1 protein-coding gene is annotated in these 12973 nt (G+C 64.1%); it reads left to right on the top strand.

Annotation, left to right across the window (positions count from 1 at the left end; genetic code table 11):
• The first annotated feature begins 128 nt into the window (after positions 1 to 128).
• On the top strand, positions 129 to 12851 hold the full coding sequence (locus CDV46_RS16425) for a filamentous haemagglutinin family protein (protein WP_087723662.1): 12723 nt from the start codon (positions 129 to 131) through the stop codon (positions 12849 to 12851).
• Positions 12852 to 12973: the final 122 nt, after the last annotated feature.

Genomic DNA, 12973 nt, shown 5'->3' with positions numbered 1-12973 from the left:
TGGGCATAGGGCTGCGACGCAGGCCGGGCGGTACGCCGTAGCCGCCGCGCGCGACCCGATGAACAGGACTGTCCGGCACGGGGCGGGCAGTTGAACGGGTATGACACCCTCTATCGGCAGGATCTGAGATGAACACACGCGGGCACAAGGGCGCATCACAAAAATTACGGCATCCTAATAAAATTCATCGGTTGTTCCGTGTCTCGCCGATGACGCGCGCCGTGGCGATAGCCCTTGCGACGGGCGGCCTGTTCGTCGACGCCCACGCCCAGCAGGCGTTCAGCGCTGGATGGTTCGCTGCCCGGGGCGCCGCGCAGAGCACGGCCACGCAGACGGGCCGGTTGCCCAATGGCATGCCGGTGTCGTCACTGAATACGCCCTCGGAGCAGCAGCGTCTCGCAAACATTCAATTGCAGCGCTCCATCGATAATCTGGGTATCACGGCGCAGGCCCTTGCTGCGCAACAATCGATGCAAGCGGCAGCGCGTCAGGCCGCGCAGAACGATGCTTCCGTGCCGGATGGACTGATCACGGGTGGCCTCAAAGTCGATACCAACAGCCTGACGCAAGGCTGGATCAACGCGAACGCGCCGACGCAGACGACATCCGACGGCAAGACCACGGTCGCCGTTCGCCAGACCGCCGACAAGGCCATTCTGAACTGGGAGACGTTCAACGTCGGCAAGAACACGACCGTTGCGTTCGATCAACAGCGCGATTGGGCCGTGCTCAACCGGGTGAACGATCCGCAGGCGCGTCCGAGTGTCATTCAGGGCCAGATCAAGGCGGACGGCACCGTACTGATCGCGAACCGCAACGGGATCTTGTTCACGGGCACGAGTCAGGTCGATACGCGTAACCTCGTGGCTGCCGCCGCCAGTATCACGAACGATCAGTTCAAGAACAACGGTATTTACGGCACTGGCACGAACACGCCCACCTTCACGGGGGCCGCAGGCAAGGTGCAGGTGCAGGCGGGCGCACAGATCGGCACGCGCGCACCGAACGCGTCGACGGACGGGGGCGGTTACGTGCTGCTGCTCGGGCAGGAAGTCCACAACGCGGGCAGTATTGCCACACCCCGAGGGCAGACCGCCATGGCGGCCGGCGACAGCTTCATCATCCGGCGGGGTGTCGGCACCGACAGCGATCCCACGTTGACGACGCGTGGCAACATGGTCACGCCGCAGTTCGATGCGAATAGCGCGTCGGGGCTGGTTCGCAATACCGGGCTGATCGTGGCGCGGGAGGGCGACGTATCGCTCGTTGGGCGTGACGTACAGCAAAACGCCGTTGCCATCGCCACGACGACGGTGAACACGCGCGGTGCGCTGCATTTCGTGGCCCTCGGCGCAGACGGCAAGGTAGCCCTTGGCCCCGGCGCAACGAGCGCCATCGTCATCGAAGGCAATGGCAGCGCGTTGAACAGCCAGCGCAGTTCCCTGCTCGGACCGCCCGTCGACAGCGCGTACGACATCAACCCGGTGAATGACCGTCGCGATCAGTCGCGCGTTGAAATCACGAGTTCCGGGACCGTCGACTTTCTGCCGGATTCGTTGACGCTTGCGACTGGCGGGCAGATTGTCGTCAACGCCGCGACACGCAGTCTCGTGCGCGACCGTGCGCAACTCGATGTTTCGGGTGCCGTCGGCGTCAATCTGTCGATGGAGAGCAACAACGTCAAGGTCAACGTGCAGGGCAACGAGCAACGCGACGCGCCGGGCAATCGCGACAACCTGCTGCTCAACAGCAATGACGTGTGGATCGACCGGCGCAAAGTCGTGTTTGTCCCGAAGGGCACGAACGGCTACGACAGCGACCGGTGGTACACCGGTGGCGGCTTGCTGGAGGTCGGCGGCTATCTCGGCACACAAGGTCATACGGTCGGCGAGTGGATGGCGCAGGGCGGCTCGCTGACCTTCAGCGGCAAAGACGTCGTCACACAAGCCGGCTCGAAGATCAACCTGTCGGGCGGCACGTTCAATGTGCAGACGGGCACCCTGAACCAGACGTGGCTCAAGGGCGCTGACGGACGTCTCTACGAGGTATCGTCGGCCCCCGGCGACTTGCTATACACGGGCGTATACAAGGGTTTCGAGGACACTCACGCGCGGTGGGGCGACAAGGCGACGCAGTATTACGCCACGCCGTTCATCGGATCGACCACGCGGCTGGAAAATGGTTACACGGTTGGCCGCGATGCCGGCCGTCTCGTGATTTCGACCCAAGGTGCCGTGCTCGAAGGCGGCATCGTGGGCGATGTGTTTCAGGGCGCGCGCCAGACGCAAGCGCCGGCACCGGACCTCGATTCGTACAACCAGTCGCAGAACGCTGCCGCCCGTCGCGGTCAACTGATCGTCGGCCAAATCCAGCCGATGTATGACAAGACGAGCGGGCTGCTGTACGACAACCTGAGCGCGGTGATGCGTCAGGTCGACCTGCGTGAGGCGCAGGCGAAGATTGCGGCGGGGCTGGATCTCACGACGGCACTGCCTGCCGATCGTCAGGGCGGGCTGGTACTCGACACGTCGTTGCTCAACGGCTTTTCCCTCGGTGCGATCCGTGTGGCAGCCAAGGACAAGATCGAGGTGGGCAGCGCGCTTCAGGTGGCCTCGGGCGGCACGCTCACGCTGTTCGGCAACGATATTGCCGTGAATGCCGATGTGACGGCGCATGGCGGGCGTATCCAGATTGGCAGCCTGCTGAATCAGATGGGCCAGAACGGCCTCGCCGATACGGTCGCCAATGCGGCATCGTCCATCGGGAACGTAGCCATTGCCGAGGGGGTGAAACTCGACGCGAGCGGCTTGTGGCGCAACTTGTTGACGTCCCCCGATGGCGTCGATGGTCTGCCGTATCGCGACGGTGGCAGTGTCTCCATTCGCGGTAGCGGCAATCTGGCGCTCGCGCGTGGCAGCCTCGTCGACGTGTCCTCCGGTTTGGTGGTCATGAGCGACGGGAAGTTGCAGGGCGGACGCGGCGGCGACGTGACGTTGGCGGCCGTGGGCAACGGTGCAACGCTAGCCCTTGATTCGAACGCTGCGATTCGTGCCTATGGCTTTAGCGGCGGCGGCACGCTGGACGTTCAGTCGCGCAAGATCGTCATCGGCGACACATCGGCCGCGCCGGAACCCGGCACGTTGGCGTGGGAGGGCGGATTCTTCAATAAAGGATTCTCCAGCTACCGCGTCACGGGGGCATCGGGCGTGGCGGTCAACGACGGCGCGTACATCGACGTCACCATGCCGGTCTATCGTCGCGCCGATGAAACCCGCGATCTGACGACCGGCGACCTGCGTGACATGTTCACCGTCTGGACGCCGCCGTTGTATCAGGCCGATGCCGCCAAGGCGAAACTGACCCAGCGCAAGGGCGCGAGTCTGATGCTCCAGACGGGTAACTACCTGTCCACGGCAGCGGACATGGCGGCATCGCAATTGACGATCGGCAAGGGGGCCGTCGTCAGTGTCGATCCGGGCCAATCGATCACGCTGAACAGCGCCGGTCAGATGACCATCGATGGCACCCTCAACGCCTGGGGCGGCAATATCACGCTGGGCGACATGAAGGAAAACGGGCTGGTCGCCGAGATCGTGAATGCGATCGGGCACGGCCGCTCGATCTGGATCGGCGAGAACGCGGTGCTTGACGTCGCAGCCCGCGCGGCCACGGCGCTCGACGCGCGCGGCAATCCCTACGGCTTCGTGCGCAACGGCGGCAACATCGTCATCGGTGGCGATATCAATCACGTCAACGGCACCGCGACGGGCTCGGACCTGTTCATCGTCGTGCGTGATGGCGCATTGCTCGATGCGTCGGGTGCGCAGGCAACCCTCAATGTCGACGCGCAAGGGAACCGACTCGTCGCATCGAATGGCGGCAGCATCTCGCTGGCATCCGACAGCGGTCTTTATCTGGACGGCGCTTTCAAGGCCGCATCGGGGGGCGGCAATGCGGCCGGCGGCACCCTGTCGGTGGCGCAAATCACCGCGATGTATCGGAAGAACGACGCCACTCAACGTGTCTTGAAAACACGCGAGCTGATTCTTGAACAGACGCAGAGCGCCAGCCCGTTGCGCACGATCCAGACGCCCGCGCAGGCGGCTGCGGCATTGACGTACGGCTATGGCCGTTTGTCCGTTGCCCAGATCAACGCGGGCGGCTTCGACAATCTCTCTTTGTTCGCATCGACAGCCGTTGCCGGTGACGTGTCGCTCAAGGTCAACCAGAATCTTCAGTTCTACGGGGGGATCACCACGGTGGCGGGTTCCACCGGTTCGCCGAACGTGCATCTTGAATCCTCGTACCTTCGTCTGGCCATGCAACGTCCGGGCGGCCGGGACGGCTATGTCACCCCCGGCACAACGACGCCACAGGTCCGTCCGGTCATCGCCAAAATGGATGCGCTCGCCAATCTGATCGACGTGCGCGGGAATACGATGTTCAATGCCGATCTCATCGAATTGACCAGTCGTGGAGACCTGCGCTTCATGGCGACGGTCGACGGATGGGACGGGCAAGCCCCTGCCACGTCACTGGTCGGCCCCGGCGACATTACGCTGCGCGCGGCACAGCTGTACCCGGATACGAACGCAGGGGCTGCCGTTATCGCGGGAAGCATTGCGAGCGGGTACGACCCGAAACGCACGCTGACCATTGCACGCACGACCGATACCATCCCCGATGTCCCTTTCTCGGTGTTCGGCACCCTTTCGCTGCTGGCAGCGAATATCGAACAGGGCGGGATCGTTCGCGCGCCGCTTGGACGCCTTCGGATAGGCGCAACCGGCTTCAAAGATGAGGTCACGCTGAACGTTCACCTGCTCCCCGGGAGCGTGAGTTCCGTGAGCGGTGCCGGGCTTGTCATGCCGTACGGCGGCACGACCGATGGGCAAAGCTGGCAGTACAACGGCAAAGACGTCACGCCAGACGGTGTGGGCGGGTCTGACTTCCGCGGCAACCTCGTGCGGGGTATGGTGCTGGGCGGGAAGTCGATCACTGTCGATAGCGGCGCAGTGCTGGACCTTTCCGGTGGCGGGGAACTGACGGGGGCAGGCTTCGTCTCCGGGCGAGGAGGGTCCACGGACGCTCGCTTTTATCCGCTGGTGCAAGTGGGGCCGAACGGCGGACTGACGTTGCCGGACCTGAAGACCAATCCGGTTTACGCGATTGTTCCCGGCACACAAAGTGGCTACGCGCCGTCGTCGGGCGGCGGTGCCGCCGATCCGGCCATCGGCCGTCAGATCACCATTGGCGCGGGGGTGCCCGGACTTCCGGCAGGCACTTACACGCTGATGCCCTCGACGTATGCGCTGCTGCCGGGCGCATTCCGGGTGGAGATCAACGCACGCGCGGGACAGGGCGCAGGCGGGGCGGCGCTGGCAATGCGTAATGGATCGTGGTCGGCGTCCGGCACGCTGTCGGTCGCAGGCACCGGTACGCACGACAGCCTCGCCAGCCAGATCATTCTCACGCCTGCAAAGGTCCTGCGGACCTATTCTCAGTACAACGAAACCGGATTCACCGCATTTTCGCTGGCGGATGCCGCTCGTCGAGGGATTCCACGTCCCGGATTACCGGCCGACGCGAAGACGCTTCAACTGACGTTGCAGCAAGGGGCGGGGGCGGATGCCTTCCGGTTCGACGGCATCGGTCGCTTTGCACCCGCAGCGGGGGGCTACGGGGGGACGGTATCCGTTGTCGTGCCTAACGTGGGTCAAAAGCAGGCGATCGAAATTGTCGCTGCGCAGGCCACCGCCGGGTTTGCTGGCGTCACGCTGCGGGCAGACAGCCTGAACAATATCGGCGCAGCCCGCATGGTCATCGGGGGCATGACAACGACGACCTACGGGCAAGGCGGCAACTATGTGACGTTCGGTGAAAATACGCCGCTGGAGATCTACCTGCGCAGCGGCACCACGCTTTCGGCACCGGAAGTTTTCCTGGTGGCATCGGAATCCTCCGACCCGACGGCACCCGGCGGCCTGATCCGGGTGGAGCAGGGCGCGAGTATCAATACGCTCGGCCGTGGCAAGGTCGCTTACGACGCCGCCGACGGCTTCGTCTATAAATCGGACCGCTATGTGCTTGCCGCGTCCAACGGGCTGCTCAACATCTTGCCGTCGACCAGTAGCGCGCGTGGCGCACTGGAGATCGGTGTGTGTCCCACCGGCGAATGTGTCGGCACGACAACGCTCTATTCAGAAGGCACGCTGGCCGCGTCGACCACCGGGACATTCACCATTGACGACGCGGTGCGCTACGGCACGCGCAATCTGACGCTGGCCGTGGGCGCGATCAACATCGGGTCCACGCAGGCGCTCGCAGCGGCGCAGGCAAACGGCACCGCTGCGGCGGGGCTGGCGATGAACCAGCGCGTGCTGGATCGTTTGCTGCACGGTGACACGTCGACAGGCGCCCCCGCGCTGGAAACGCTCACGCTGAGCGCCGCAAACAGCATCAATTTCTATGGCGACTCGGTACTCGATACCTATGACAAGGCCACCGGCAAGTCGTCGCTGAGCCGTCTGGTGCTGACGACCCCGGCCATGTATGGGCAAGGCGACAGCGCAAGCGTCGCGACAATTCGCACGGCGAATCTCGTCTGGGGCGGCACGTCGAACACGCCCGGCACGGTGATTGCCGGCGGCGCAGGCACGGGGGCCGGGACGCTGAATCTGGAGACGGATCGCTTCGAATTCGGCTTCAGCCCGTTCGCTCAGCCGAGCAGTGTGACCTCGTACGAGCGGCTGGCGCTGGGCTTCGCGAACGTCAACATCAAGGCTAGCGAGCGCATCACGTCGAACCACCGGGGCAGCCTGTCGGTGTACCAGTCGCAAGGCGCTTACGACACCTACAACGGGTTCCAATATCAAGGCGGCAACCTGAACCTGACGACGCCCTTGATGACGGGGGCCGCGGGTTCGTCCAGCCGAATCACGGCGGGCGGTGCGATTTCCGTCGCGGCGCCGGCGGGCGCAACGCCCGTCGACCGCTCCCGCGATATCGATGCCCTTGGCGCGGATCTGACACTGCACGGCGACACCTTGCGTGTGGCCACCGCCGTGGTGTTACCGAGCGGCAAGCTCACGCTGATTGCCGACAAGGACCTGACGCTGGCCGACAGCGCGCAGATCGATCTGGCAGGACGCAAGCGAAGCTTCTTCGACGTCGACAAATACACGTGGGGCGGCGACGTCGTGCTGGAAAGCCGTGGCGGCAACATTTTCCAGTCAGCGGCGTCGACGATCGACATCTCCGCCGTCAACAGCAGCGCAGGCACGCTCAAGGCGGTGGCCCTCGATGCGGCGGCGGGGCAGGTGGACTTGCAAGGCAGGATTCTGGGCAAGAGCAGCGGCTATTACGACGCGAGCGGCACGCTCGTGCCGTTCAAGTCCGCCCGGATGGAAGTCCGTGCGCAATCGCTGGGTGCGGGTTCTCTGGATACCCAGTTCGCGGCACTCAACACGCGTCTAAACGAGGCAGGCGTATTGGGTGGTCGCAGCTTCCAGCTCAAACGCGGCGATCTGACGATCGGTAACGAGGTCAAGGCGGGCGAAGTCAACGTGTCTGTCGACAATGGCCGCCTGACGGTGGCAGGAAGAATCGATGCGAGCGGAGACGCTGTCGGCACCATCCGTCTGGCCGCAAAAAATGGGCTGACGTTGACCGACGGTGCCGTCCTTGACGCGCACGGCACGCTGTTGCGTGTGGACAGCTACGGCAAGATCATCGACAGCCCGAACCGGGCCATCGTCGAACTGAGCTCGGGTGACGGCACGCTGACGATGGCGGGCGGTGCGCAGATCGATCTGCGTCACGGCACCGGGGCGGCGTCGGGTACGGGGCCGGGGCAGAACGATGGGGTGTCGCGCGGCACCCTGACGCTGAATGCACCGCGCGTGGGCAGTCAGGGCCGTGTCGACGATGCCGACGCCCCCACGTATGGCGACATCGCCATCGATGCGCGTGGCGGCGTGACGATTCGCGGCGCGAAGTCGATTGCCCTGAATGGCATGCAGCGTTACACCGATGCGCCTTATGCAACCGTCAAGGACGCTAACGGCAATGTGGTGCTGGACGTCAATGGCAAACCGGCGCTGGAACTGGCGGCGGGTGGCCGCCCGTATCAGGTGATCGATCAGGCCTACCTCGACGCCAAACACGCCGACAGCACGCAATTCATCGACCATGCGCTGGCCAACGGCAATCTGCTGAACGCGAAGATGGCGGGGTTGAACAACGCCAACTACCTCAACGTCTTGCATTTGCGTCCCGGCGTTGAAGTCGTCAGCAAGACCGCCGACGGCGACATGGTCGTTCGTGGCGACGTGGATTTGTCCGGCTACCGCTATGCGAGCCTGAATCCGCTGTCGGCGAAGACCGGTGTCTATGGCTCTGGCGAGGTGGGCATGCTGACCGTGCGCGCCGGCGGCAATCTCGACATTTTCGGCAGCATCAACGACGGCTTCTCGCCGCCGCCGGTCACCAAGGACGACTCGGGCTGGATGCTGTTGAAGGGGATCAACTTCGGCGGCGACGACATTGTGGTGCCGGGCGTGGGTGTGACGCTGGCCGACGGCACGGCCTTCCCCGTCGGTTCTATTCTCAATTACGACGTGCCGATCAGAGGCTTCGTTATCCCGGCAGGGGTGCGCGTGCCGGTATCGGTCACGCTCGCCGAGCCGTTGGTGTTGCCCGCCGGGACGGTGCTCGCAGCCGCCATACGCGACAGCGCCGGCAACGTGCTTTACGCGGCGGGCACCGTGCTGAAGACGACGGTCACCATCGCCGCGAACGCGCGTCTCGACGCAGGGTCGGTGTTCACCTCTGGCGTGAGCGTCAGCGCGATGACCTGGCCGAAAGGCATACCGTTGCCCGGTATGCCGGACCCGGGAGAGGGGACCCTGACGCGAAACTTCGTATCGCTTAACGGCGCCAAAGCGCTTGCTGCCGGTGCGATCATTCCGTCGGGAACCGACGTCAAACTGCCGGGGGATGCCGACTCGGTGGCGTTGCGCCCGGAGATTGGCGGACGTCAGGGCAAGGTGTGGGCGCTCGCGCAAATGCTGCCGGAGGGGTCGCAGTCATGGTCGATGCGACTGGTGGCGGGGGCCGACACCGACGCCGCCGACAGCCGCATTGTGCAAGCGCGCCCGCCGCATGGCGATCTGCGACTGGCGGACAGTCACTACGGCATGTATGGCCGGGGTATTCCGCCCAAGGGGGTCGGATACTGGACGCAAGCCGCCGCAGACCTCGGCATCGACGGCATTGTGGCGGGGGAGAAGATCGAAGATGATTTTCTCAAGAGCATTGGCGTCGACATGACGGCCGAAGAGTTTTGTAAGAACGATTCGGAAAACTGTCAGGTGAAGGTGAGCTACACCTGGACCCAACAAGGTGCGGACGAATTTGCCGACCCGAGCGTTCGCGCGGGTGACGTGGTGGATACCGTGGGCTTGAATTGGCCAACCTTGTGCGAGGACAACCCGACATGGTGTACGACCCCGGGCATGACCTATGCCTACTCTCCGACGAACCAACGCTTTAGCGTTTTGCGCACGGGCACGGGCGATCTGGAACTGCTCAGCGGCGGCAATATGCGCATGGACTCGCTGTTCGGCGTCTATACCGCAGGCACGTCGTCGAGCGCCACGCATCCGGGGGACCCGTTCAATCAGCCGCGCGGGAAAAATTCGTTGGGCAAGGTGCTCAGCGAAGTGGCAGGCAACAATGAGCCGTTCGTGAACGGCGGCGAGGAGAGCTTGTATCGCGCGTGGTATCCCGATCAGGGCGGCAATCTGTTGCTGCGCGTCGGGGGGAACCTGACGGGATCGTTGCTGCAACCGAGCGGGGCGAGCTCCACGCGACCGCTGCCGGAGGATGCTGGCTATGACAGCGCCAATGTCGGCACGTGGCTCTGGCGTCAGGGCAGTGCCGATGTCGATATCGGTGCACCGGCGCAGCCTACGGCATGGTGGATCAACTTCGGTAGTTTTGTCAGTGGGTTGGGGAACGGTGTCACGCGTCTGGTCGGCTTTACCGGCTTCGGAACGCTGGGCGGCGGCAATCTCACGGCGCAGGTCGACGGCGACGCAGGTCAGTTGGCAAGGCTCGTGGGCAGCCGGTATGACATCAACGTGAACGCGCGTCCGCAGGGGCTTGCGCTGGCCGTCGGGGGCACCGGGCGCGTCGCGCCGGATGGCAGCATCTCCTTGACCGGCGGCGGCGATCTCGACGTGCGTGTGAGCGGCGCGATCAATCCGATCGGTGTGAGCGCCCTCAATCACGCAAACGGCGTGGTCACCAATCTGCGAGGTCATACGGAGATCAAGGCCGCGGCGATCGGCGCGATCGATCTGACCTACGGGAGCACGTCCACCCAACATACGCCGAATGAAACGCGCGCCTTCGATGCTTTCCGGTCGACGCGAGGCATTGCGCGGGGCGGGTTCACACTCGTGCCGGGGGACGCCACCTTTAGCCTGTACTCGTTGGCGGATCAGGTCACGCAGGACGTCGCGGACCCGGGCCGCTTGCCGTTGGAGTTTTATTCGCCCTACGTGAGCAAATCCGCCATCAATGGTTATGGCTGGAGCTGGTTCACCTTGTGGACGAATCGCACCGCCATCGATATGGTGTCCGCCGGGGGAAATCTCACACCCTTGACGAGCATGGTCGGCACCGTCACCGACGAGGGGATCGTGTACCCATCGATTCTGCGGGCGGTTGCGCCGAGTGGCAGCCTGTACTACGGCCAGGCGGTTCGTTTCTACCAAGCTGACAGCAGCGTCTCCCCCATGCCCCTGCTGCTTGCGCCGTCGGCGTCGGGCGGTGAGTTGCAATTTCTCGCAGCCGATTCGATTTTCGCAGGGGTGTTCACGGTCAGCCCGTCGAGCGCGCCGACGAGCACGATGCCGACACCGCAACGGCCTGCGTATCTCGCATGGATGTACCCCATTGGGGGGTCATACGCGTCGACGGCGGACGCCCGCAACTATGCGGGGGACGGTAATCGCGCGAACGGCTCGACGTTCCCGATGTTTGTCTTCGGTGCAAACTCTGCGGCAGGGTTGCCGAATACGGGCGCGTCAACGTCGCTCTTTTACGCGGTGGAGGGTGATCTCGTCGGCGTGAACACCGGACGTGTCCTGAAATTCACCGGCAAAGGAAACTTCTTCGAAAAAGACCCGAGACTCGGCCGCACATGGTACGAAGGCGGGCCGGTCGCCATGCGGGCAGGGCGCGACATCGTAAGAAGCGGGAGTCTGGTGCTCGAGGACGGTGCGGGAATCGGGAATGCCGAGTTCGGCTACACCGGCACGGGCAACTTGTTCGTGCACAGCAATGCGTCCGATGTTTCGGTTGTGTCCGCCGGTCGCGACATTCTGTACAGCACGTTCAACGTGGCCGGCCCCGGCACCTTGGATATCAGTGCCGGTCGCAATATTCTGATGGAGGATCGTGCGGGGGTTACGAGTCTGGGGCCGGTGGTGTCGAGCGACACGCGCCCCGGGGCGGGCATCGCCATGCAGGCGGGCGTGGGGGCGAAGGGACTGGATTACCGCCAGTTCGTCAAACCCTATCTGGACGCGACGAATCTGGCGCGTACCGGCGTACCGCTGGCCGATCAGGCGGGCAAGGTCGTCAAGACGTACGAAACCGAACTCGTGACATGGCTTGGCGAACGTTACGGATTCTCGGGAACGGCAGAAGAAGCGCGTGCCTTCTATTTCGCGTTGCCGGTGGCGCAGCAGCGTGTCTTTGCCCGCAACGTCTATTTTGCGGAGTTGAAGGCCGGCGGTCGCGAGTACAACGATCCGGCGAGCCCGCGCTACGGTAGCTTCCTGCGCAGCCGCAATGCGATTGCCGCACTTGCACCCGAGATCGATGCCGATGGCAACCCGGTGACGTACGCCGGCGATATCGTGATGTTCCGGGGGCTGCGCACCACGTATGACGAACTCAACCGGCGGTATGAATATGCGCCGCGCAGTGGTTTCGTCCGAACCAATTTCGGCGGCGATATTCAGATGCTGACGCCGGGTGGCCGAATGGTGGTTGGCATTGAAGGTGCGGCACCGCCTGCGCAATCGGGGGTGTTGACGCAAGGGGGCGGCAACATCGAGATGTTCTCGCACGGCAGCATTTTGCTGGGGCAGAGCCGCATCATGACGACGTTTGGCGGCGACATTCTGGGATGGTCGTCGGAAGGCGACATCAACGCCGGTCGGGGCTCGAAGTCCACCGTGGTGTACACGCCGCCCAAGCGCGAATACGACCAATGGGGCAACGTCAAGCTATCGCCGCAGGTGCCGAGTACCGGTGCCGGGATCGCCACGCTCAATCCGATTCCCGAAGTGAAGGCAGGCGACGTCGATCTGCTGGCACCGTTGGGGACGATCGATGCCGGCGAGGCGGGTATTCGTGTGTCGGGCAGTCTGAACCTGGTGGCGCTGCAAGTGGTAAATGCCGCAAACATTCAGGTGCAGGGCAAGTCGGCGGGATTGCCGGTTGTCGCTGGCGTGAACGTTGCCGCGCTGACCAATGCCAGCGCGAGCGCATCGCAGGCGGCCGCTGCGGCACAGGACGCCGTGCAGCGTGAGCGTAATGCCGCACGTCAGTCACAGCCGTCGATCTTCACGGTGCGCACGTTGGGGCAGGGCAGTGAACCGGCGCCCGGGGAGACGGGCAGAGCGGCACCGTTGCGCTCGTCGCTGTCATCCACGACTACCGGCTACAACGCGTCCAACCCGGTGCAGATCGTGGGGCTGGGGGAGAAGGTCGATCAGGCACTGTGGTCACGTCTTAGCGATGCGGAACGTCTGGCGTTGCGGCAGGACCGGTAAGTCTCGAGGTTGATTCGTCAGGGGGTGAAGCCCATCGGTCTGAACGGGAGTTCGGTCGGTGGGCTGTTTTATTTGGGGGGGGCTGTGGTCCGAGAAATGCTCGGGGCAGATGCGGCTGAATA

Origin of the sequence: Pandoraea sp. PE-S2T-3 (assembly GCF_002179965.1) — a bacterium.
GTDB lineage: Bacteria > Pseudomonadota > Gammaproteobacteria > Burkholderiales > Burkholderiaceae > Pandoraea.
The sequence above is the reverse complement of the archived record's forward strand: the minus strand, read 5'-3'. Positions and strand labels throughout refer to the sequence as shown.

Coding starts and splice junctions, on each gene's coding strand:
- CDV46_RS16425 (WP_087723662.1), top strand. CDS start 129: ATGAACACACGCGGGCACAAGGGCGCATCACAAAAATTACGGCATCCT.